Source organism: Streptomyces sp. NRRL F-2664 (assembly GCF_000719345.1).
Lineage (GTDB): Bacteria > Actinomycetota > Actinomycetes > Streptomycetales > Streptomycetaceae > Streptomyces.
The window spans coordinates 89,233-112,115 of sequence record NZ_JOFX01000004.1; the positions used below are offsets into that span (position 1 = coordinate 89,233).

Genomic DNA, 22,883 nt, shown 5'->3' on the forward strand with positions numbered 1-22,883 from the left:
CCGCCCCGCCCGGCCCGGCCCGCCCGCCGTGCAGGAGGTACAGGCGCCCCGTACCGCGGATCCGGTACGGGGCGCCTCCGCGTCGGCGGGCGGGTGGTCAGTAGGCGCGCCGGTGCGCAGGCAGCCCCATGACGTCGAACAGCGCCTCCGCCGCCGTGCGGTGCACGGCCGCCGCCGACGGGTCCCCGAGCGCCTCGGCCGCCTGGGCGAGGCCGACCAGGGCGGCGGCCTCCTCCGCCCGGAAGCTGGTCGCCGAGGCCACCCTGTGGGCGTGGGCGTGCAGCCCATGGGCCTGCCGGTGCTCCCCCCATGCCGCGTGCACCCGGCCGAGGACGTTCTCCACCTTGGCGAGCCGGATCAGCGCCCCGCTGGCCCGGCCCAGTGCCAGGGCCCGCCCGGCGAACGCCCGCGCGGCCGCGTCGTCCTCGCGCTCGTGGGCGACCCGGGCGGACAGGGCCAGCACCAGGGCGACGTCCCCCGGCGAACGCGTCTCGTCGCACAGGTCCCGGGCCCGCTTCAACGTGTCGTCCGCGTCCGGGTACGCGTCGAGGCCCACCTGGGCGAAGGCCAGGTCGGTCAGGGCCGCGATCTCGTTGCTGCGGTAGCCGAGTTCGCGGCCGATCCCGATGGCCCGCCGGGCGGCGCGGACCGCTTCCGGATAGCGGCCCCACCGCTCGTACAGCGTGCTGAGCGTGCTGAGCGTCTCGGCCTCCGCCCGCAGGTTGCCCAGGTCCCGGGCCAGCGCGACGGACCGCTCCAGCAGGGGCAGGGCCTCCCCGTACCGTCCGAGCATCGACATCAGCAGGCCGGTGGTCGAGTCGCTGTGCGCCTCGGTGTGCCGGTCCCCGGCGCGGACCGCCGTGGCCCGCGCCTCCTTGGCCACCTCCAGTCCCTCTTCGAAGCGGCCCAGCTTCCAGCAGGCCGCCCCCAGATTGGCCAGGCTGATACCGAGCAGAGCGGGGTCGTCGAGCCGGCGGGCCGCGGCGACAGCCAGGTGCCCGACGCTCCAGAACTCGTCGAGCTGCCCCTGCGCATGCAGGTGGAAGCCGACGTTGCGGCTCAGGCAGGCCGCGTACCGGTCGTGGCCGGAGCGCTCGGCGAGGGAGACCGCCGCGAGCAGCCCCGCCTGTTCCCGGTCGAACCAGCTCACGGCCTCGTCGGCAGCCCGGAAGGAGGGCCGCTCCCCCCGGTAGGGCGGGATCCCGGTGGGCCGCTGCTCGCGGCCCGGGAAGAGCACTTCGCAGGCCGCGTCCGAGGTCGTCATGCAGTAGCCGAGCAGCCGCTCGACCGCCGCCGCGTCGTCCTGGGCCGTCGCCGGTCCCCGCAGGCTCTGCGCGAAGGTCCGCACCAGATCGTGGAAGGTGTACAGGCCGATGTCCGGCTGCTGGACGAGATGCACGTCCAGCAGGAACTCCAGTGCGTCCTCGGCGTCCCGCACGGCCGTGCCGAGGAGCGCGGCCGCCGAGTACACGTCAGTACCGGCGCACGGGTAGAGGCTGAGGATGCGGAACGCGGTGCGGTAGTCCTCGTCCATCGCCAGGTACGACAGGCGCAGGGTAGCCGCGACGCTGCGCTCCCCCGAACTCAGCTCGTCCATCCGCCGCGTCTCGTCGCGCAGCCGCTCGACGAGGTAGCGCACCGTCCAGCGCGGCCTGTTGCGCAGCCGGGCGGTGGCGATCCGCAGAGCGAGCGGCAAGTGGCCGCACAGTTCGGCCAGTTCGGCCGAGGCCTCCGGCTCGGCGGTCACCCTGGCCACGCCGAGCGTCTCGGTCATCAGGCGGGCGCTGTCCTCGGGTTCCATCATCCCGATGGACACCCACTCGACCCCGTCGAGGTCGAGGAGCCGCCCGCGGCTCGTGATCAGGACGAGGCAGCCCGGCGAGGCCGGCAGCAGCGGCCGGATCTGCTGGGCGTCGACCGCGTTGTCGAGCAGCAGCAGCACCCGGCGGCCGTCCAGCCGGGCCCGCCACAGGGCCGTACGTCCCTCCAGGTCCTCCGGGATCCGGTCACCGGGTGTGCCGAGGGTGCGCAGCAGGGCGTCGAGGGCCGCGGCGGGCGAGACGGGGCTGCCGCCCGGGGTGAAACCGCGCAGGTCGATGTGGAGCTGCCCGTCGGGGTACTGCCGGGCCAGCCGGTGGGCGGCGTGCACGGCGAGGGTGGTCTTCCCCATGCCTCCCATGCCGTCGATGGCCACGATGCGGGAGTACCCCTCGCCGCCCCGGCAGGCGCTCCGGGCGTAGTCGAGGAGCCGGCCGAGTTCGCGGGCGCGGCCGGTGAAGTCGGGCAGGTCGTACGGGAGGGTGCACGGCGCCTCGTCCGCCGCCGGCCCGGTGGGCGAGGGCTGCGGCTGCGGCGTCCCGGAGGCCGGCTCGGCCTGCGCGGTGGCGATGGCGGGGGCCGGCGCCGACGGCACGGGGGCCGCCGGTTCGGCGGCGCCCGCGTCGGTCCCGGCCGCGGGCCGCCCCGGGCCGGGCCGTTGGGGGGCCGCCAGTTCGGGGTCGTCCCGCAGGATCGCCTCGTACAGCCTGGCCAGCCGGGGGCCGGGGTCGATCCCGAGCTCGTCGACGAGCAGCCCGCGGACCTCGGCGTACTCCTTGAGCGCTTCGGCCTGCCGTCCCGAGCGGTACAGCGCCAGCATCAACTGCCCGCGCAGCGTCTCCCGCAGCGGGTGCTGCGTGATCAGAGCACGCAGCTCGGACACGAGCCCCCCGCTCTCGCCCAGCGCGAGGGAGACGTCGAAGAACTGCTCGGCCGCGGCCAGCCGGCGCTCCTCCAGCGCCGTCGCGGCGGCTCCGATCACCGATCCGCCCGTACCGGACAGGACCGGGCCCCGCCACAGCCCGAGCGCGGACCGCAGGTGCTCGGCGGCCGCCGGGCGGTCCCCCTCCCGCACGGCCTGCGCCGCCGCCCTGGACAGCGCGTCGAACTCCAGCAGGTCCACCTGGCCGTCCGTCACCACGGCGCGGTAGCCGGGCCCGTCCGTGGCGATCACCGCCGTGCCGGCCGGGATGCGGCGGCGCAGGTCCGCGACGGCCTTGCGGACCTGGTGCGCGGCGGTCACCGGCGGGTCCGTCTCCCAGGTGGCCTCCACCAGCCGGGCGACGGGCACCACCCGGCCCGATGCGAGCAGCAGCGTGCACAGCACGCGTTCCTGGATCGATCCCCCCAGCCTCAGCCGTTCCCCGTCCGCCCAGCCTTCCAGCGAGCCGAGCACGTTGAAGCGCAGACAACCCCCCTCCGGGCCCTGCCCGCTTCTCTCCCCGGTCCCCGTATCCGCCCCCGCCATCGGACATCCCCCCGTAAGAAACAGGCCCTGACCAGGGCCATGTCAACCGGATCATAGGGGTTCCCTCCGGCAGCCGGTAAGCATCCGGGAGCGGATCAGGAAGCCCCCCGCGGACAGTTCACGGCAGGCCCGGACAGGGCCGCGGACCGAAGCGAGTGCCGAGGGAGACGAGTGTGGGAAGACTGGAGCGACCGCTGGCCCCCGACGCCGGACCCGTCACCGCGTTCGCCCGGGAACTGCGCATGCTGCGGGCCGCCGCGGGCAGCCCCGGCTACCGCGAGATGGCCACCCGGGCGATGTTCTCCGCGTCGGTGCTGTCCGAGGCGGCCGCCGGGTACCGCCTGCCCACCCTCCAGGTGGCCCTCGCCTTCGCCGAGGCGTGCGGCGGCGACCGCGCGGGCTGGGAACGGCGCTGGCACGAGGCGGCGCGCACCGAGCGTGACGCGGGCACCCCGCGGCCGGCGGCCAAGGCGCTCCAGGCGCACCACGAGAACGAACTGCGGGCCGCCGACGTGCGGGCCGTCGTCCCCCCGCCGGCGCAGCTGCCGATGGAGGCCCACCCCCTGGTGGGACGGGCCGCTCTGCTGCAGCAGGCCCGGTCCCTGACCGCCCGGTGCCACGGCGGGGAGCGGCCGCCATCACCGCTGGTGATCAGCGGCCAGGTCGGTGCGGGCACTTCGGCGTTCGCCCTGCGCCTGGCCCACGAGCTGGCGGCGGGCCTGCCCGACGGACAGCTGTACGCGTGTCTGGACCCGGCCGTCGGCGGGCCCGGGGACGCCGCCGGGATCGCGGGCGGCTTCCTGGAGGCGCTGGGCATCCCCGCCGACCGCGTCCCCGCCGCCCCCGGGCAGCGCCTGGGTCTGTACCGGTCCCTCCTCCACCGCCGGCGGCTGCTCGTCGTACTCGACGGGGTGCAGCACGAGCACCAGGTGCGGGATCTGCTGGCGGCCGCGCCCGAGAGCCGCATCCTGATCACCAGCCGCTCCCGGCTGCTCGGCCTGGACGGAGTGCGCCGGATCCGGGTGCCCGTCCTGGAACGTGACGCGTCCATGGAGCTGCTGGCGCACCTGCTGGGCGGGGACCGGGTCGGTGCCGAGCCGCGTGCCTGCCTGCTCCTCGCCGACGCCTGCGGGGACCTGCCGCTGGCGCTGAACCTGGCGGCACGGCGCATCGCGGCCCGCCCGGAGTGGATGCTCCGGCACGCGGTGGCGGACCTGGTCGGCGACCGCCGGCGGGAGCCCGGCCGGTTCCTGGCCCGGTTGCGGGCGGGCGACGACGCCCTGGCCACCCGTCTCGACGGCGCCTACCGGCAGTTGGCGCCGTGGGCCCGCCTGATGCTGCGCCAGTTCGCCGGCTCCGAGCACCCGCCGTCCGTGGACGACGTCGTGTACGGCTCCGCCGAGGAACTCGCCGCCCTGGTCGAGCGGTCCGCGCAGCCGGTCGAGGACCTTCTCGAACGGCTCCTGGACGCCGGGCTCCTCGACCACGGCGACCTGCCGGGGCAGTACGGACTGCCGCCGATGGCGCGGGCGTTCGCCCTGACCCAGCCGGACCCGACACAGGAACCCCCGGCCGCCGCCCCCCGCACGGTCCCGGCCGTGGCCACCCGGGTCCGGGGCGCGCACGCCTAGCCGGTCGGCGCGAACTGCGGCACGGGGGCGGCCGAGGGTGCGGCCGGGCCGGTCAGCCGGTCGGCGAGGGACCGGGCGAGCAGCGGTGCGAGTCCGAAGGACCGCCCGCCATCGGCGGCGCAGGCGTAGCCGGCAGCGCCCAGCTCGGCCGTCGGCGGTCCGCCGTCCGGGGTGAAGTCCGTGGAGTAGGCGTCCTCGGCCGCGGTCACCCAGGCCGGCCCGAAGCCGGGCAGGACGTCGGCGAACTCCCGCTCCAGTACGCGCTGCCAGTGCGCGCCGGTGGTGTGGTCGGTGATGCCGTCCACCACCCGGCGGGCCGCGGCCGAGGTGAGGCGCAGCCCCGCGCCCGCCACCGGCGGGACCAGCCGGACTGCGCCCGTGGTCGCGAGGGCGACGGCCGGGGTGGCCGCCCACGCCCGGGCCTGCTGCCGGGGGACCCGGCAGTGCAGGAAGGACTGCCGGTAGAGGGTCGCCCGCCCGGCGACCTCCGGCGGCAGCAGCTTCCGGGACCGGGGGCCGGCCGCCAGCAGCACCGCGTCCCCGTGCAGCACCCGCCCGTCCGCCAGCCGTACGGTGCCGCTCCCCGCGTCGACTGCCGTCACGGCGCGGTGCTCGACCAGCTCCACGTCCCGCTGCCATCTCAGCCATCCGGTGCAGGCGGCGAGGGCCCGCCCGGCCAGCAGGACGCCCGCCTCCTCCTCCAGTACCGCACCGAGGCCGCCGGTCGCGTTCAGGTGCGGGTAGCGGGCGGACAGGCCGGCCGCGGTCAGCTCCCTGGCGGTGCCCCCGGCGGTGCGGAGGAGGGCCGCGCCGGCCGCCGCCGCGGCGGGCGGCAGCACGGTGAGGGCGCCGACCCGCTCGTAGAAGCGGGTCAGCAGCAGGTCCTCCAGTTCGATCCAGCGGTGGTGCGCCCGGAGCGCCGCCGCCGTGGCCCCTGGGTCAGCGGGGTGCAGGGCCCGCAGGATCCGGTTCGGGCCCGCGCGGCCGGCCCCGGCGTCCGGGCCGGGGCCTTCCGCCACGACCGTGACGCGGTGCCCGTCGAGCACGCACTCGACCGCCGTGAGCAGGGCGAGCACCCCGCCGCCGACGACCGTCACCCTGGCCGGCACCTCAGGTCCCGGCCGGGACGGGGGCGCGTACGGGCGAGCGCGCGGCCCCGGAGGGAGCGGTCGGGGCGAGGGGGGACACGGCGGCTCCTTGGCGTCGGTCGGACCCGGCCCATTGCACGGCACCGTCCCGTTGGCCGGAAGCACGCGCTGCCTCCGGACAATCAACGGCCACCCCGCGGCGGATGTCAGAGGTTGGCGCGGATCAGATCCAGCAGGCCGGGGAAGCGCTCGTCCAGTTCCGTCCGGCGCAGGGTCGCGGCCCTGCTGTTGCCGCGGTCGACCTGTCCCACCAGGCCCGCCTCGCGCAGGACGCGGAAGTGGTGGGTGATGGTCGACTTCGAGACCGGCAGGTTGAAGGACGCGCAGGTGCGCGCGGTGCCCTCCGGCTCCCGCAGCAGCGCGGAGACGACCGCGTAGCGCAGGGGGTCGGCGAGCGCGCTCAGTACGGCCGGGAGGGTCATCTCCTCGACGGAGGGGTGGCCGTCCTCATCGGGCATCGCGGACTCCTTCCTGAGGTACGGGTTGCATCATACCTCTCTCCTGTGTCAGCTTAAGGTTCGATCTCAACCGTACCTGGTCGCGCCGCCGGCCGGGCCGAGCCTGGAGTTGTGCCCCCATGAGTACGCAGACCACGCCGTCGGCCGCACCACCCGTACAGGCACAAGGGCAGCCGGGCCGCACCCTCACCCTGGCCGCGGTGCTCCTCGCGGTGTTCGTCGTCCCCATGTCGATCTCCGGAACTGCCGTCGCGCTGCCGGACATCGGCGCCGACACCGACGCCGGCCTCGCACCCCTGCAGTGGGTGGTGAACGCCTTCAACGTCGCCTTCGCCTGCTTCACGCTCGTCTGGGGATCCGTCGCCGACATCATCGGCCGGGTCAAGGCCTTCGCGGCCGGCGCCGCCGTCTACGCCGTGGCCTCGCTCGCCAGCGCCCTCGCGACCGACGTGATCTGGCTGGACGCGGCCCGCGCCCTCGCCGGCATCGGCGGCGCGGCGATCTTCTCCTGCGGCGCGGCGATCATCGCGACCGTGTTCGACGGCCCGGCCCGCGCCAAGGCGTTCGCCCTGTTCGGCACCGTCGCCGGTGTCGGCGTGGCGATCGGCCCCTCGCTGGCCGGCGCCCTCGTGCAGGGCCTCGGCTGGCGCTGGGTGTTCGCGGTGCACGCCGTCGCCCTGCTCCTCGTCCTGTTCGCCGTGCCCGCCATCGCCAAGGCCATGCCGGCCGACGGCGGCAGCGGCGCACGCATCGACGTCCCCGGCAGCGCGCTGTTCGTCGTCGCCATGGTCCTGCTGACGACCGCCATCGTGCAGGGCTCGCAGTGGGGCTGGGGCAGCACCGGGGTCCTGTCGCTGTTCGCGGGTGCCGTCGTGGTCCTCGCGGTCTTCGCGGCGGTCGAGAACCGCAGGGAACACCCCATGCTGGACCTGAGCGTGCTGCGCAACCGGCGCTTCGTCGGCCTGTGCCTGGTGCCCGTCGCCGCGTCCTTCGGCTTCGTCACCATGCTCACCTACCTGCCGAGCTACCTGACCGCCGCCACCGGCCGCGACACCGGCTCCGCCGGTCTGATCATGCTGCTGCTCACCGCGCCCGTACTGGTGTGCCCGATGCTCGCCGCGAAGCTGGTCACCCGGGGGGTCTCGGCGCTCACCCTCATCTACGTCAGCCTCGCCTGCCTGGTCGTCGGCGACCTGGCCCTCACGCTCTTCTCGCCGGACGTGCAGATCCTCGTCGTCGCCCTGCCGATGCTCGTCACCGGCGCCGGCATGGGCCTGTCCGCAGGACTCGTCGACGGCCAGGCACTGGAACTCATCGACCCGGCCAAGGCCGGCATGGCCGCGGGCTTCCTCAACACGCTGCGGCTCGGCAGCGAGGCCATCGCCGTGGCGGTGTACGGATCGGCCCTCGCGACCGTCCTCCGCACCCGCATCGACGACGGCATCGGCGACCACGCCGGCGCCTCGAACGCCGACCGGGTCGCCGACCAGGCCGCGGGCGGCGACTTCGCGCGCGCCACCGAGGTCTCCGGCGCCGTGGACACCGAGGGCTTCACCCACTTCCTCGCCCAGTCCTACGACTCCGCCTTCCACACCGTCCTGTGGGGGCTCGCCGCGGTCTGCGTCGTGCTCTGCGCCGTCGTCGCCGCCCTGCTGCGCGGCGGCCCCGCCAAGAGCGCCGCGTGACCCTCCCCCGCACGACCGTCCTGTGAGCGCGGGGAGCGCGCAGCGCGCTCCCCGCCCGGACGACACCCCCGAGACCGGCCCGGCGCCCCGATTCCCCCGTCACGGCGCCGGGCCTCCCGCGTTCACCGCGCCGCCGCCGCGCCTCCCGCGGCACATCCCGTCCGACCGCCGGGGCGGCACCAGGAAAGGACCCGCGCCCCATGAACCGTGCCCTGCACGCCGTCCGCCCCGCCCCCGCCACCGCCCAGGTCCTGGTCGTCGGGGGCGGGCCCGTCGGAATGCTCCTGGCCGCCGAGCTCGGGCACCACGGCATCTGCACCATCGTGCTCGAAGCCGAACCGCGGACCCTCGACCAGCCCAAGGCCGGCACCCTGCACGCCCGCACCGTGCAGGGTCTCGCCCGGCGCGGCCACCTCCCCGCGCACGCCGCGACCGAGGACCGGCTGCGGCGCACCTGCGCCGACGCGTTCCACTTCGCGGGCATGCCGGGGCTCGTCATCACCGGCCCCGCCACCGAGCCCGGCCCCATCGTCGGCCGCTCCCAGGCCGACCTGGAGCGGGACTTCGAGCAGCGGGCCCGGGCCGGAGGCGTCACCGTGCTGCGCGGACACCGCGTGACCGGCCTCCACCAGGGACCCGACTCCGTCGCGGTCACCGCCGAGGGACCGGACGGCGTACGGCGCTTCACCGCCGAGTACGTCGTCGGTGCGGACGGAGCCCGCAGCACCGTGCGCGAACGGCTGGGCTTCGCCGAGGACACCCACCCGGCGAGCGTGTCCGCCCTGCTGGGCCTGGTCCGGCTGACGGATCCGGACCACGTGCCCTACGGCTGGCACCGCACCCCCCGCGGCTGGACGGTGGCGGGCGTCAACCCGTACGGACACAGCCGGTTCATCACGATCGACTTCCGCGGCCCGCACCCCGACCGGCACTCCCCGCCCACCCTCGACGAGCTCCGCCGCGAGGGCCGGCGCATCCTCGGCCGGGACGTGCCGATGGCCGACCCGGCCTTCTTCTCCCGCTTCAGCGACTTCGCCCGCCTGGTGCGCGACTACCGCAAGGACCGGGTGTTCCTCGCCGGTGACGCCGCCCACGTGCACTTCCCGGTGGGCGGGCAGGGCCTCAACCTCGGCCTCCAGGACGCGCTCAACCTCTCCTGGAAGCTCGCCCACACCCTCGCGGGCACCGCCGGCAAGGACCTGCTCGACACCTACGGCACCGAACGTCGGCCCGCCGCACGGCGCGTCATCGACAACACGCGGGCCCAGCTGGCCCTCATGCGGCCCGACCCCGGCCTCGACCCGCTGCGCGACCTCGTCACCGAGCTGCTCGGACTCGACGAGGTGAAGGGAAGCCTCGGCCGGATGATCAGCGCCCAGGAGACGGCGTACCCCCCGGCGGACGGACTCGGCTCGCGCTGGGAGGGCCGCTTCCTGCCCAACCTGCCGCTCACCACGGACGACGGCCCGACCGACCTGATCCGGCTGCTGCTGCCCGGGCGTCCCGTGCTGATCCTGCTCGGCGAGGACGGCCGGGTCCACCGCGAGCAGGCCGCGCGCTGGGGCCACGTCCTGCACACGGTCCCCGCGACCACCCCCGTGCCCATGCCCTGGGACGCCGTCCTCCTCCGGCCCGACGGATACGTCGCCTGGGCCCCGGACGGGGGACCGCTGGCCGACGCGCTGCGCCGGTGGTTCGGCGAACCCCGCTGACGGACGCCACGCGCGCAGGGCGGGCACGTGAACCACGTGCCCGCCCCTTGTACCGCTTGCCTGCGCACCTACCGGCGCCGCCGGGTCAGCCGGTCCCCCGGCTCACCACCGCACCGGCAGCGACGTCGGCCGCCGCAGCACCGTCCCCTCGTCCCACGGCACCTCCGCCGGGTGGACGGCCAGAGCCAGGTCCGGGAACTCCCGGGCCAGGCGCGTCAGGACGGTCACGATCTCCATGCGGGCCAGCGCGGCACCCATGCAGTGGTGCATCCCGTAGCCGAACTGCAGGTGCCGCCTGGCCGGCACCCGGTCGGGGTCGACGGTCAGCGGGTCCGGGAACGCCTCGGGGTCCCGGTTGGCGGCGAAGGCGTCCGGGTAGACCACGGTGCCCCGCGCCACGACCCCCTCGGTCGTCTCCAGGTCCCGGCCGGCGATCCGCGGGAAGGCGGAGATCGCCCCCAGCGGGATCAGCCGGATCAGCTCCTCCGCCAGGCGCGGGGCGATCGCGGGGTCGTCGGCGAGGCGGCGCCACAGTGCGGGCGCCGCGAGCAGCGCGTACAGCGACTTGGTCAGTACGGACACCACGTTCTGGTCGCCCCCGAGCAGCGAGCCGAAGAAGATGCCGGTGAGCTCGGCGTCGTCCATCGGCGGCTCGGCCCGGTCCCGGTCGGCACGGAAGCGGTCGATCAGGCCGCCGGGCACCACCGGGCGGGCGCCGGTGACCAGGTCCTGGACGTAGCCGTACACCCGGTAGAAGTGCTCCACCAGGTCCGGCACGTCCTCGTGCGAGGCGATCTGCACGATCCGCGACGACGGCCGGAAGTACGGGACGTCCTCGACCGGGAAGCCCAGGAAGTGCGCGTTCACGGTGACCGGTACCCGGTCGAGGAGGTCGGTGAACAGGTCCGGGGACGTGCCGGCGCGCAACCGCCGGATCCCCTCGTCCACCACCTCGTCGATCACCGGGCGGAGCCGCTCGGTGCCCGCGGCGCTGTAGTCGGCGGCGACGAAGCCGCGGACCCGCGCGTGGTGCGGGGCGTCGAGGTTGAGCAGGAGTTCCTTCGGCATGACGGTCGGCAGGAAGCTGGGCCCGTCCTCGACGTTGGTCTCGGTGCGGCCCGACGCCGGGTCGGTCAGCACCTTGTGCACGTCGGCGTACCGGGTCAGGTGCGCGACCTTGTGGCCGCTCGGCAGCCGGATCAGCGGGACGCCGCCCGGGCCGCGCTCGTCGAGCACGGTGAAGGCCGGGGCGGGGTCGAGGTGGGGTATGTCCGTGACGGTGACGGCCGCGGACGTGACGGTGGTGGTCATGTGCCCTCCGTGGGGAAGAGTGGTGCGTCAGACGAGGGCGGGCAGCCCGGTCAGGCCCGCCAGCTCGCGTACGGTCCGGGCGTTGTTGCGGAAGTGCACCGCGCGCCAGCCGACGGAGCGGGCCGCGGCGCAGTTCTCGGCGAGGTCGTCGATCAGCACGCACTCCGCCGCGGGCACGTCCGCCTCCTTCTCCGCCCTGCGGAAGATCTCCGGGTCGGGCTTGCGGACGCCCACCGCGCAGGAGTCGACGATGCAGTCGACCTCGCCGACCGGTGCGACGATCGCGCGCCAGTAGGGCTCCCACTCGACGACGTTGTTGCTGAGGATCCCGACCCGGTAGCCGTGCTCCTTGGCGTGCAGCGCCGTGGCCACCATCACCGGGTTGGCGCGCACCCCCTCGAACCACTGCCGGCCGAACTCCTCGAAGCGTGCGCGGGACAGGTCGATGCCCGGCTCGGCCTCCGCGAGCACGCGGGCCATCGCCCGTCCCCACTCCGCCTCGGTGAGCAGGGCCAGTTCGAGGGGCGCCAGGGGTTCGACGCCCAGTTCGGCGCCGACCGCGGCCAGCGCGGCCTTCAGTCGGCGCGGCGTGATGCCCGTACGCGCGTGGTACGAGTCGAAGAGCTCGTCGAGCGGCGGTGAGAGCACGCCGCCGAAGTCGAACCAGATCATGGGCTGGGGCACTGCGGTGTCTCCTCGGTTCGCCGGGACACGGGATACGGGCGCTCAGGCGCCGGCGGTGGCGGGGGAGAGCCGGCTCAGCAGCGCTCCGCCGATGGGGCTGGTCAGGGCGAGGTGCACCCGGGCCCGCGCGATCTGGTCCTCCTGGGTCATGGTGATCTCGAAGGCCACCGTGTCCGGCGTCGGCGACTGCTCCACCCGCACCAGGCAGTCCGTCGGCAGCTCGAACTCGCCGAAGCGGGTGAAGTCCGTCTCCACCCGCGTGAGCAGCAGCCCCTGCGGCGAGAGCCCGAACAGCGCGTGCGCGGCGTGCACCGCGGACTGGCGGAAGCCCTCGAAGATCAGCGCGCCCGGGATGTGGTCGAGCGGGTGGTCGAAGAGGGCCGGGTTGGCCTGGTCGACGACGATCCGGGTGAGCACCTCGTGCTCGCGGACCTCGGTCTCGGACAGCACGACGTTGTGCGGGGAGACGCGTCCCACGGACGCCGGGGGCACCCGGCGTCCCGTGTGGTGGGGCCGGGCGGTGGCGAGCGGGAGCGAGGCGCGGCCCTTCTCCCGCATCCGGTCCCAGGCCCGGCCGGGCATCCACTGGCAGGTGGTGGTCATGGTCGCGGCCTCACGCCCGTCCACGGTGAGGACCATGTCGAGCGTGCTGCCGGTGACGACGCCGTCCCGGTGCTTCAGCCCCGCCTGCCGGGCGTGGATCCGCGCGTGGCCCGGCCGGGTGCCGATGTGCAGAGCGGCGATGTCGGTGACGACCATCTCGCCGCCGTTGAAGATGAACTTCTCGTCGATCGCGGCGTCGAGGAAGGTGTGGGCGGCGTAGATCGACGCCTGGCGGAAGACCTCGACGAGGAGCAGCGGGTCGTAGACGGCGGGCGAGGTGGTCTGGTCGCTGTAGTAGCTGTGCACGCGCGGCAGTTGCGCGGCGATGAGGTACGCGTCCTCGGCCACCCGGACCGAGTCCGTGAGGAACACCTCGCAGACGGCCGCTCGGTGGACCAGGGCCCGCGTCACGGTGCTCGCGTAACTGAGTTCGGTGGCCAGGGTCGTGGACATGGCTGAGTTCCCCCTCTTGCATGCAGGTACGTCTCCAAACGGAGGTACGCATCCGACCGTACCTTGACCCGCGGGCCGTCCACCGTGGCGTACGCCACTCCCGCGGCCCGGATGCCCGCCGCTTTAGCGAGACTTCAGCCGACCCGGAGACACCGGCACCGGTCGGCCCGCCCGCCGGGTCGGGGCTCCGGTCGATAGGTGTATCCACCATACTTTCGGACGGCCGCCGATCCGGCACCGCGATCGCCGGATCGCACCGCGGACCCCCGCCCGCTGCCCCCGGGGGCCGCAGGCGGAGGGACGGTCGGGCAGGCCCGGCGGCCCGCAGGGCATGAAAAAATGCCCTCCGACCCGCGTTTTCGCAGGTCGGAGGGCATTGAGTGTGGAGCCTAGGAGATTCGAACTCCTGACATCTGCCTTGCAAAGGCAGCGCTCTACCAACTGAGCTAAGGCCCCGAGGAACCGGACGCACTGGTCCCGCGCGCGGGATGTCCTCGTTCCGCAGAACAGAGTACCGGGTCCACCCCCTCATCTCGCAAAAGGATAGGGCTCCCGCCCTGCGACCACTCTCCGTAAGATGCTCGCGAGGTTCGCACCAGCGAAGGGGAGTAGTAAGAGTGGACGCAGTGCAGCAAGAGGCCACGGCCAGAGCCAGAGAGCTTCAGCGCAGCTGGTACGGAGAGCCGCTGGGAGCGCTCTTCCGCAGGCTCATAGACGACCTCGGCCTGAACCAGGCCCGTCTCGCTGCCGTACTCGGACTGTCGGCGCCCATGCTCTCCCAGCTGATGAGCGGCCAGCGCGCCAAGATCGGCAACCCTGCCGTGGTCCAGCGTGTCCAGGCCCTCCAGGACCTCGCCGGACAGGTGGCCGACGGCAGCGTCAGCGCGGCGGAGGCGACCGACCGCATGGACGAGATCAAGAGGACCCAGGGGGGTTCCGTCCTCAGCAGCAGCGGCCAGACCACCACCGGTTCCGGCGCACCCACCGTCAAGCGCGTGGTGCGCGAGATCCAGTCGCTGCTGCGCTCGGTCTCCGCGGCCGGCGACATCATCGACGCGGCGAACAGCCTCGCCCCCAGCCACCCGGAACTGGCAGAGTTCCTCCGGGTGTACGGAGCGGGCCGCACCGCCGACGCGGTCGCCCACTACGAGGCGCACCAGAACTGACACGCACGGCGGCGGACAACGGGGGACGGGGGACGGGCGCAGCGATGGGTGAGGTCTTCGCCGGCCGGTACGAGTTGATCGATCCGATCGGGCGCGGGGGCGCGGGCGCCGTGTGGCGCGCCTGGGACCACCGCCGTCGCCGCTATGTCGCCGCCAAGGTGCTCCTGCAGAGCGACGCCCACACGCTCCTGCGGTTCGTACGGGAGCAGGCGCTGCGGATCGACCACCCGCACGTACTGGCACCGGCCAGCTGGGCGGCCGACGACGACAAGGTCCTGTTCACCATGGACCTGGTCGGCGGCGGCTCCCTCGCCCACGTGATCGGGGACTACGGCGCCCTGCCGCCCCGTTTCGTGTGCACCCTGCTCGACCAGCTCCTGTCGGGCCTGGCCGCGGTGCACGCGGAAGGCGTGGTGCACCGCGACATCAAACCGGCCAACATCCTGATGGAGGCCACCGGAAGCGGGCGGCCGCACCTGCGGCTGTCCGACTTCGGCATCTCCATGCGCAAGGGCGAGCCGCGCCTGACCGAGACCGACTACGTGGTCGGCACGCCGGGTTATTTCGCACCCGAGCAACTCATGGGAGCGGAGCCCGACTTCGCAGCGGACCTCTTCGCCGTGGGACTGGTCGCGCTGTACCTGCTCCAGGGCACCAAGCCCGACGCGCGGGCGCTGGTGGACCACTTCCTCGCCCAGGGGACCCCGGACGCCCCGCAGGGCGTCCCCGGCGCGCTCTGGGACGTCATCGCGAACCTCCTGCAGCCCGACCCCCGCAACCGCTTCCGTACCGCCACCGGGGCGCGCAAGGCCCTCGCCGCGGCGGTGGAACTGCTGCCCGAGCCCGCCCCGGACGCGGATCCGGTGGAGGTGTTCGACCAACTCGGCCCGCTCCCGGACGGCTTCGGCCCCGACGGCCCCACCGGCACGGGCGCCCCGGCCTCCGCACGTGCAGCAGGGGCCGCCTCCGCACCCGTGTCCGAACAGGCGTCCGCGGCGTCCGCGGCGTCCGCGCAGGCTCCCACCGCCGGGGCCGCCGTGGCGGCGGAGCCCACCCGTACCGACCCCCGTGGCGCCTCCGCCACGGCGCCGCCCGTCCCGCAGCAGGGCCCCGCCGCGGTGCCCCCACCGGCGTACGGGCCCCCGCAGGGCTCCCCGTACGGGCCTTCGGAGACGGGCAGTTTCCACCTGCCCCCGCCCGCCGCCCCGGTCACCCCCGCCGCCCCGGTCCGTACGGGCGGCCGCCTCGCCCCGCCCCCGCCGAAGGCGGTGGCCTCGCTGCTCGCCGCGGCGCTGCTGTGCTTCACGGTCGGCGTCTGGGCCCTCACCCGGTTGTAGTGCCGCGCCCCCGCCGGCCGAGGACGACCCAGCCGCCCAGCACGGCCAGGAGCATCGCCCCGGTACCGAAGCCGGCGCTCGCCACGACGCGCATCAGCGAGCGGGTCCCGGCCGCCTCGGCGGCCTCCGGGGCGGTGAGCCCCTCCCTCGCCGCCGTCCTGTCCTCGGCTCCGACGGCGAAGCCGACCGCGGCCGGATCCTCCTTGTAGGCGGGCGCCCCGGCCGCCGCCCCCGTCACCTCCAGCCGCAGCGTCAGCGGGACGGGTACCGCGTCCTCGGTGAAGTCGGCGACCTTCCCGCCCATCGTCACGGCGACGTAGTACCAGCCCGCGACGCTCACCGGCCGGACCCCGGTGTCGCCGGAGAAGCGGTTCGCGTAGTCGACCGGCGGGGTCCGTCCCAGGGTGACGCCGGCCTGCACACCGTCGTACGAGGTGTTCCTGTCCGCGACCTGTGCCCGGTAGGGGTTGTACAGGGTGACGGCCAGCCCGCCCGAGGCAGAGCTGTACTTCCTCGTCACCCGGGCCGCGGAGAGCTCGGCTCCGAGCCCGAGCTGCTGTCCCCAGTCCAGCGGGACGCGGTACCACCGCGTCTGGCCGGGCCTCAGCTCGTCGCGCCACACGCCGGCGCCCAGCGCCCGCGCGTCGTTGAAGCCGGTGCCGCCGGCGCGGCCCACCGCCTCGGTGCCGGGCAGCGACGGGGCTCCCGTGGGCCTGCCGGAGGGCGCGGTGGTGGGAGCGCCCGTCCCGCGCCCGGGTTCGCGCTGGACCGTCAGCTCCAGCGGCCACGGGCTCTGATCGGAGTCCTTGGCCGAAGTCCGGATGACCTTCGCGTAGTACACGCCGGCGGGCGCGCAGTCGGCGTCCTCGGCGCCCCAGCGGACGCCGGCGGCGGCGAGGGGCACGGGGTCGTAGCCGAAGGTCGACCGGCCCGTGCTCGCGGGGCAGGAGCGCCCGGCGGTCGTCATCAGTTCGACCTCGATGCCGTCGCTGCCCGTCACCTTGGCGCCGGCCGGGGGCCGGACCACGGCGGAGACGTAGGCGTTGGAGCCGTCCTGGTCCAGGACGAGCCGGTAGAGGCGGTCCCCGGGGCCGATGGTGTCCGCGTAGGTGTTCCCGGCCTCGATGAGCGGGGCGTCCGCCGTCGAGGGCCTGCCCTCGATCTGCCGGGCCCCGTCGGCGGTCCGGTAGGCGGGCAGGGGCCGGGGAGCGTTCCCCTCCGCGTGGGCGGTGGCGGGCACCGCGGCCACCACCGTGCCGAGGGCCGCAGCCCACACCGTCGACCGTGCCCGACCCATCACGCCCCCGAATTTGCTACCGCAAGTCAAATCCTTGCAAAATGCAATTTTTCGTCACAGAACAGCACAAAGCCCCGGCCGCAGCGGCAACCGGGGCTTCATGAACTCAGCCTTCGGACTCACACACCGGAACCGGAGGGCACGGAGTCGGTTGCCTCCGTCCACAGGTCCTGCTCGGCGCGGTCCGCCTGGATCTGGCGGTACACGAGGAGCCCGCCGATGGCGGCCAGTGCGACCAGGAGCAGCTTCTTCACCGCGCGACCTCGTCTTTCGTTGACGTAGGGGACTTCTGGCGCCCAACAATACACACCGACCGATACCGATCGGTGACCTGGCGGTCCACCAACTGGCCCAACGGCGAAGACCCCCAGGCCGTGGGCCTGGGGGTCTTCGACACTGTGGGGCTAACAGGATTTGAACCTGTGGCCTCATCCTTATCAGGGATGCGCTCTAACCAACTGAGCTATAGCCCCTCCGCGCTGCGCGCTGACTCCTGAAGATTAGCGCACAGACCCGGTCAGGCCAAAATCCGTTCCCGGCGGGCGTCTGCGCAGGTCATCCGACCCCTCGCAGGCGCTCCGCCGAGAGGCCTACTCGTCCTCGGCGAGGGTGAGCTCGACGCCGCCGACGAAGCCCGCCGACAGGTTGTAGATGAACGCGCCCAGCGTCGCCAGCGCCGTCGCCAGCACCACGTCGATCACCGCGATCACCGACGTGAAGATCAGCACGCGCGGCAGCGACATGAACGCCTGCAGATCGAAGCCGTTGCCCTCGTTCGATCCGGTCGCCTCGCTGATGGTGCCGCCGACGGTCGAGAAGACGCCCATCGCGTCCATGACCATCCACAGCACCGCCGCCGCCACGATCGTGCAGATGCCCAGCGCGATCGACAGCAGGAAGCTGACCTTCATCACCGACCACGGGTCGGCCTTGGCCACCCGCAGCCGCGCCTTGCGCGTCCTGGGGACCGTACGGACCGACGTACGCGGCTTGCGCTGGGCGGCGGGCGCACCGCCGCCCCGGGGCGCCCCCGGACCCGTGGGGGCGGCGTAGGCCTGCGGCGGCTGGTAGGGCTCGGCGGGACGGTCCTCGGCGGTCTCCGCCTCGGCCGGCGCCTTCGGTCCTCGGGTGTCCGTCACGGTTCCCCCCTGGGAGTCCGCGGCGGGGCCACGGGCACCGTTCGCTCCAGTCTTGGCCGGTCCGGCGCCCGTGGCTCCACTCACGACTTACTCCTCGTGCTCCCCGGCCGAAGGCTGCGTGCCCTCGGCGGCCTCGGCGGCCGGTGCGTCGGCCACCTCGGTCTCGTTCTCGTCGGCCTCGACCTCGTCAGCTTCCTGACCGGCCTCGGCGTTGCGGGCGATGCCGACCACGGCATCGCGCTTGCCCAGGTTGATCAGCTGGACGCCCATGGTGTCACGGCCGGTCTCCCTGACTTCATTGACGCGCGTGCGAATCACACCACCGCTGAGCGTGATGGCGAGAATCTCGTCCGTTTCGTCCACCACGAGCGCCCCGACGAGCGACCCGCGGTCCTCCACGATCTTCGCGGCCTTGATGCCCAGTCCGCCACGACCCTGGACGCGGTACTCGTCGACCGGCGTCCGCTTGGCGTAGCCGCCGTCGGTCGCGGTGAAGACGAACGTACCGGGCCGGACGACGCTCATGGAGAGCAGTTCGTCCCCCTCGCGGAAACTCATGCCCTTCACGCCCGACGTGGCACGGCCCATCGGACGCAGCGCGTCGTCGGTCGCCGTGAAGCGGATCGACTGCGCCTTCTTGCTGATCAGCAGCAGGTCGTCCTCGGCCGACACCAGCTCGGCGCCGATCAGCTCGTCGTCGCTGCCGTCCTCGGTCTCCCGGAGGTTGATCGCGATCACGCCGCCCGAACGGGGGGAGTCGTAGTCCTTCAGCGCCGTCTTCTTCACCAGGCCGCCCTTGGTGGCCAGGATCAGGTAGGGCGCGGCCTCGTAGTCGCGGATGGCGAGGATCTGCGCGATCTTCTCGTCCGGCTGGAAGGCCAGCAGGTTCGCCACGTGCTGCCCGCGCGCGTCGCGGCCGGCGTCCGGCAGCTCGTAGGCCTTGGACCGGTAGACCCGGCCCTTGTTCGTGAAGAACAGCAGCCAGTGGTGCGTGGTGGACACGAAGAAGTGGTCGACCAGGTCGTCCTGCTTCAGCTTGGTGCCGCGCACGCCCTTGCCGCCGCGCTTCTGCGAGCGGTAGTCCTCGGTCTTGGTGCGCTTGACGTACCCGCCGTGCGTGATGGTGACGACGATGTCCTCTTCGGCGATCAGGTCCTCCATGGACATGTCACCGTCGAAGGGCACCAGCTTCGAGCGCCGGTCGTCGCCGAACTTCTCCACGAGCGCGGCCAGTTCCTCGCTCACGATGGAGCGCTGGCGGTCCTCGGAGGCCAGGATCGCGTTGTACTCGTTGATCCGGGCCTGGAGCTCGTCGTGCTCGGCGACGATCTTCTGCCGCTCCAGGGCGGCCAGGCGGCGCAGCTGCATCTCCAGGATCGCGTTCGCCTGGATCTCGTCGATCTCCAGCAGGCCCATCAGGCCCTCGCGCGCGATCTCGACCGTGTTGCTGCGCCGGATCAGCGCGATGACCTCGTCGATCGCGTCCAGCGCCTTGAGCAGACCGCGCAGGATGTGGGCGCGCTCCTCCGCCTTGCGCAGGCGGAAGCGCGTGCGCCGGACGATGACCTCGATCTGGTGCGTCACCCAGTGGCGGATGAAGGCGTCGATCGACAGCGTGCGCGGCACGCCGTCCACCAGCGCCAGCATGTTCGCGCCGAAGTTCGTCTGCAGGTCGGTGTGCTTGTAGAGGTTGTTCAGCACGACCTTGGCGACGGCATCGCGCTTGAGCACGATCACCAGGCGCTGACCGGTCCGCGAGGAGGTCTCGTCACGGACGTCGGCGATGCCGCCGATCCTGCCGTCCTTGACCAGGTCGGCGATCTTCTGCGCGAGGTTGTCGGGGTTGGTCTGGTACGGCAGCTCCGTGACCACCAGGCACTGGCGGTTCTGGATCTCCTCGACCTCGACCACCGCGCGCATCGTGATCGAGCCGCGGCCGGTCCGGTACGCCTCCTCGATGCCCTTGCGGCCCACGACGAGCGCGCCGGTCGGGAAGTCCGGGCCCTTGATGCGCTCGATGAGCGCGTCGAGCAGCTCCTCGTGCGTGGCGTTCGGGTGCTCCAGCGCCCACTGGGCACCGGCGGCGACCTCGCGCAGGTTGTGCGGCGGGATGTTGGTCGCCATACCGACCGCGATGCCGGCGCTGCCGTTGACCAGCAGGTTCGGGAAGCGGGCCGGCAGGACCGTCGGCTCCTGGTTGCGGCCGTCGTAGTTGTCCTGGAAGTCGACGGTCTCCTCGTCGATGTCCCGGAGCATCTCCATGGCCAGCGGCATCAGCTTGCACTCGGTGTAGCGCATGGCGGCCGCCGGGTCGTTGCCCGGGGAGCCGAAGTTGCCGTTGGAGTCCACCAGCGGCATGCGCATCGACCACGGCTGGGCCAGGCGGACCAGGGCGTCGTAGATCGAGCTGTCACCGTGCGGGTGGTAGGTGCCCATGACGTCGCCGACGACGCGGGCGCACTTGTAGAAGCCCTTCTCGGGGCGGTAGCCGCCGTCGTACATCGCGTACAGCACGCGCCGGTGGACCGGCTTGAGGCCGTCCCGTACGTCGGGCAGCGCACGCGAGACGATGACGGACATCGCGTAGTCGAGGTAGGAGCGCTGCATCTCCGTCTCGAGCCCGACGGGCTCGATGCGCAGCTGGGGCTCCTCGTCCGCGGGATTCTCTGCGGTGGGGGTGGTTTCGTCGGCCATTGCCGGTCAGAAGTCCTTTCGGGCGGTCAGCGTCGGGCCGACTCAGATGTCGAGGAAGCGGACGTCCTTGGCGTTGCGCTGGATGAAGGAGCGCCGGGCCTCGACGTCCTCACCCATCAGCACCGAGAACAGGTCGTCGGCCTGCGCCGCGTCGTCGAGGGTGACCTGGCCGAGCACGCGGTGGTCCACGTCCATGGTGGTGACGCGCAGCTCCTCGGCGTTCATCTCGCCCAGACCCTTGAAGCGCTGGATCGAGTCTTCCTTGATCCGCTTGCCGTTCTGCTTGCCGAGCTCCACCAGGGCGTCGCGCTCGCGGTCCGAGTAGGCGTACTCGAAGTCGTCGCGACCCCACTTGATCTTGTAGAGCGGCGGACGCGACAGGTACACGTGACCGGCCTCGACCAGCGGGCGCATGAAGCGGAACAGGAAGGTCAGCAGCAGGGTGTTGATGTGCTGGCCGTCGACGTCGGCGTCCGCCATCAAGATGATCTTGTGGTACCGGAGCTTCTCGATGTCGAAGTCCTCGTGCACACCGGTGCCGAAGGCGCTGATCAGCGCCTGCACCTCGGTGTTCTGGAGGATCTTGTCGATACGCGCCTTCTCGACGTTCAGGATCTTGCCGCGGATCGGCAGGATGGCCTGGTACATCGGGTTGCGGCCGGACTTCGCGCTGCCGCCTGCGGAGTCGCCCTCGACGATGAAGATCTCGCACTTGGTCGGATCGTTCGACTGGCAGTCGGAGAGCTTGCCCGGCAGCGAGGCGCTCTCCAGCAGGCCCTTGCGGCGCGTCAGGTCGCGGGCCTTCCGGGCCGCGACGCGCGCCGCGGCCGCCTGGATCGCCTTGCGCACGATGTCCGCGGCCTCGACCGGGTTGCGGTCGAACCAGTCGTTCAGGTGCTCGTGGACGACCTTCTGCACGAAGGTCTTGGCCTCCGTGTTGCCCAGCTTGGTCTTCGTCTGGCCCTCGAACTGCGGCTCGCCCAGCTTGACCGAGATGATCGCCGTCAGACCCTCGCGGATGTCCTCGCCGGCGAGGTTGTCGTCCTTCTCGCGCAGCAGCTTCTTGTCCCGCGCGTAGCGGTTGACCAGACCGGTCAGCGCCGCGCGGAAGCCCTCCTCGTGGGTGCCGCCCTCGTGCGTGTGGATCGTGTTGGCGAAGGAGTAGACGCCCTCGGTGTACTGCGAGTTCCACTGCATCGCGATCTCGACCGAGAGCATGCGCTCCTTGTCCTCGGCCTCGACGTCGATGACGGTCGGGTGGATCAGCTCGCCCTTGCGCGAGTTGAGGTACTTCACGAAGTCGACGATGCCGCCCTCGTAGTAGTACTTCACCGTGCGCGCCGTGGGCTCCGCCGTGTCCGCGTCCGGGTCGTCCGCGCCGACGGTCGCCTTCGCGGACTCGCGCTCGTCGGTCAGCGACAGGGTGAGGCCCTTGTTGAGGAAGGCCATCTCCTGGAAGCGCCGCGACAGCGTCTCGAAGGAGTACTCGGTCGTCTCGAAGATGTCGCCGTCGGCCCAGAAGGTGACCGAGGTGCCCGTCTCCGCCGTCTCCTCGTTCTTGGCCAGCGGAGCGGTCGGCACGCCCAGCTTGTAGTCCTGGGTCCAGCGGTGGCCGTCCGTCCTGACCTCGACCGCGACCTTGGTCGACAGGGCGTTCACGACGGACACGCCGACGCCGTGCAGACCGCCGGACACGGCGTAGCCGCCGCCGCCGAACTTGCCGCCCGCGTGCAGGACCGTCAGGACGACCTCGACGGCCGGCTTCCCCTCGGACGGAACGATGCCGACCGGGATACCGCGGCCGTTGTCCACGACGCGGACCCCGCCGTCGGCGAGGATCGTCACGTCGATGGTGTCCGCGTGCCCGGCCAGCGCCTCGTCGACCGAGTTGTCGACGACCTCGTAGACGAGGTGGTGCAGACCACGCTCACCCGTCGAGCCGATGTACATACCCGGCCGCTTGCGGACCGCGTCCAGGCCCTCGAGGACCTGGATCGCACTGGCGTCGTAATTCTTCTCGTTGGAGTCGCCGGAATCGGCCACGAAGCGCCCTTTCTGGCACAGCGCAGCCCGTACTCCGGACCCAGCGAGTGCGCCAGCGGAGCGGCCGCGTCGATCTGCGTTGTCTGCGTGATCCCGCAAACGGGCGGGATTTCCTCCAGTCTACCGGTACCACGGACATGAATGGGGGTTTGCTGGTACCTGAGTACGCATGTGCCGCCCTGAACCTCCTCTCTCCGACTCCCCACATCCGGGGAGGGGCTCAAAGAGGCTCACGC

The 22,883-nt window shown here is 72.9% G+C and carries 16 protein-coding genes and 2 tRNA genes; 5 read left to right on the forward strand and 13 right to left on the reverse strand.

From position 1 onward, the window contains the following. Positions 1 to 97: 97 nt before the first annotated feature. Positions 98 to 3,286 carry an AfsR/SARP family transcriptional regulator gene (locus IF89_RS0106315; protein WP_199820465.1) on the reverse strand — a complete coding sequence of 1,063 codons (3,189 nt, stop codon included), beginning with the start codon at positions 3,284 to 3,286 and terminating at the stop codon, positions 98 to 100. A gap of 173 nt (positions 3,287 to 3,459) precedes the next feature. On the opposite strand from IF89_RS0106315, the gene IF89_RS0106320 reads away from it, so the two are divergent. Then, a complete protein-coding gene (locus IF89_RS0106320; RefSeq protein ID WP_063831256.1) occupies positions 3,460 to 4,917 on the forward strand; it encodes an NB-ARC domain-containing protein in 1,458 nt (485 codons plus the stop codon). On the opposite strand, the gene IF89_RS0106325 is transcribed toward IF89_RS0106320, so the two are convergent. Next, positions 4,914 to 6,014, reverse strand: a complete 1,101-nt coding sequence (locus tag IF89_RS0106325; protein ID WP_051806844.1) for an NAD(P)/FAD-dependent oxidoreductase — start codon at positions 6,012 to 6,014, stop codon at positions 4,914 to 4,916. The genes IF89_RS0106320 and IF89_RS0106325 overlap by 4 nt on opposite strands. A gap of 197 nt (positions 6,015 to 6,211) precedes the next feature. Next, positions 6,212 to 6,523, reverse strand: a complete 312-nt coding sequence (locus tag IF89_RS0106330; RefSeq protein ID WP_030762438.1) for an ArsR/SmtB family transcription factor — start codon at positions 6,521 to 6,523, stop codon at positions 6,212 to 6,214. Positions 6,524 to 6,642: 119 nt separating this feature from the next. On the opposite strand from IF89_RS0106330, the gene IF89_RS0106335 reads away from it, so the two are divergent. Beyond that, positions 6,643 to 8,208: an MFS transporter gene (locus IF89_RS0106335; RefSeq protein ID WP_030762441.1), complete on the forward strand. Its 1,566-nt coding sequence runs from the start codon at positions 6,643 to 6,645 to the stop codon at positions 8,206 to 8,208. A 200-nt stretch (positions 8,209 to 8,408) separates the two neighbouring features. Continuing rightward, complete coding sequence (locus tag IF89_RS0106340) at positions 8,409 to 9,920, forward strand: FAD-dependent monooxygenase (protein WP_051806845.1); 1,512 nt, start codon at positions 8,409 to 8,411, stop codon at positions 9,918 to 9,920. A 102-nt stretch (positions 9,921 to 10,022) separates the two neighbouring features. On the opposite strand, the gene IF89_RS49000 is transcribed toward IF89_RS0106340, so the two are convergent. The 4 genes from IF89_RS49000 to IF89_RS0106360 all read right to left on the reverse strand — a co-directional run bounded on the left by IF89_RS49000 (position 10,023) and on the right by IF89_RS0106360 (position 13,427). Continuing rightward, complete coding sequence (locus IF89_RS49000) at positions 10,023 to 11,231, reverse strand: cytochrome P450 (protein WP_030762447.1); 1,209 nt, start codon at positions 11,229 to 11,231, stop codon at positions 10,023 to 10,025. 27 nt (positions 11,232 to 11,258) lie between these two features. Next, positions 11,259 to 11,915 (reverse strand): HAD family hydrolase, encoded by a 657-nt coding sequence (locus IF89_RS0106350; protein WP_234327676.1) that lies wholly within the window; start codon positions 11,913 to 11,915, stop codon positions 11,259 to 11,261. Positions 11,916 to 11,957: 42 nt separating this feature from the next. Beyond that, positions 11,958 to 12,971: a ScbA/BarX family gamma-butyrolactone biosynthesis protein gene (locus IF89_RS0106355; RefSeq protein WP_030762453.1), complete on the reverse strand. Its 1,014-nt coding sequence runs from the start codon at positions 12,969 to 12,971 to the stop codon at positions 11,958 to 11,960. 383 nt (positions 12,972 to 13,354) lie between these two features. Beyond that, positions 13,355 to 13,427: transfer RNA gene (locus IF89_RS0106360), tRNA-Ala, on the reverse strand. Positions 13,428 to 13,588: 161 nt separating this feature from the next. Between IF89_RS0106360 and IF89_RS0106365 the strand changes: the two genes are divergently transcribed. Together IF89_RS0106365 and IF89_RS0106370 are read left to right on the forward strand one after the other, a co-directional pair. Beyond that, complete coding sequence (locus IF89_RS0106365) at positions 13,589 to 14,137, forward strand: helix-turn-helix domain-containing protein (RefSeq protein ID WP_030762456.1); 549 nt, start codon at positions 13,589 to 13,591, stop codon at positions 14,135 to 14,137. Positions 14,138 to 14,181: 44 nt separating this feature from the next. After that, positions 14,182 to 15,474: a serine/threonine-protein kinase gene (locus tag IF89_RS0106370; RefSeq protein WP_030762459.1), complete on the forward strand. Its 1,293-nt coding sequence runs from the start codon at positions 14,182 to 14,184 to the stop codon at positions 15,472 to 15,474. Here IF89_RS0106370 and IF89_RS0106375 read toward each other — a convergent pair. The 6 genes from IF89_RS0106375 to gyrB all read right to left on the reverse strand — a co-directional run bounded on the left by IF89_RS0106375 (position 15,461) and on the right by gyrB (position 22,668). Continuing rightward, positions 15,461 to 16,771, reverse strand: a complete 1,311-nt coding sequence (locus IF89_RS0106375; RefSeq protein ID WP_043193153.1) for a hypothetical protein — start codon at positions 16,769 to 16,771, stop codon at positions 15,461 to 15,463. The genes IF89_RS0106370 and IF89_RS0106375 overlap by 14 nt on opposite strands. Before the next feature lie 119 nt (positions 16,772 to 16,890). Continuing rightward, positions 16,891 to 17,025 (reverse strand): DLW-39 family protein, encoded by a 135-nt coding sequence (locus IF89_RS47510; RefSeq protein ID WP_208809277.1) that lies wholly within the window; start codon positions 17,023 to 17,025, stop codon positions 16,891 to 16,893. Between the two features lie 145 nt (positions 17,026 to 17,170). Further along, positions 17,171 to 17,244 (reverse strand) — tRNA-Ile (locus IF89_RS0106385). Positions 17,245 to 17,361: 117 nt separating this feature from the next. After that, positions 17,362 to 17,994, reverse strand: coding sequence for a DUF3566 domain-containing protein (locus IF89_RS0106390; protein ID WP_078628124.1), 633 nt, complete (start codon positions 17,992 to 17,994; stop codon positions 17,362 to 17,364). Positions 17,995 to 17,997: 3 nt separating this feature from the next. Then, the gene (gene gyrA, locus IF89_RS0106395) at positions 17,998 to 20,604 is read right to left on the reverse strand and encodes a DNA gyrase subunit A (RefSeq protein WP_030762467.1); all 2,607 of its coding nucleotides are present in this window, start codon (positions 20,602 to 20,604) and stop codon (positions 17,998 to 18,000) included. A gap of 42 nt (positions 20,605 to 20,646) precedes the next feature. Next, a complete protein-coding gene (gene gyrB / locus IF89_RS0106400; protein WP_030762470.1) occupies positions 20,647 to 22,668 on the reverse strand; it encodes a DNA topoisomerase (ATP-hydrolyzing) subunit B in 2,022 nt (673 codons plus the stop codon). Between the last annotated feature and the right edge of the window lie 215 nt (positions 22,669 to 22,883).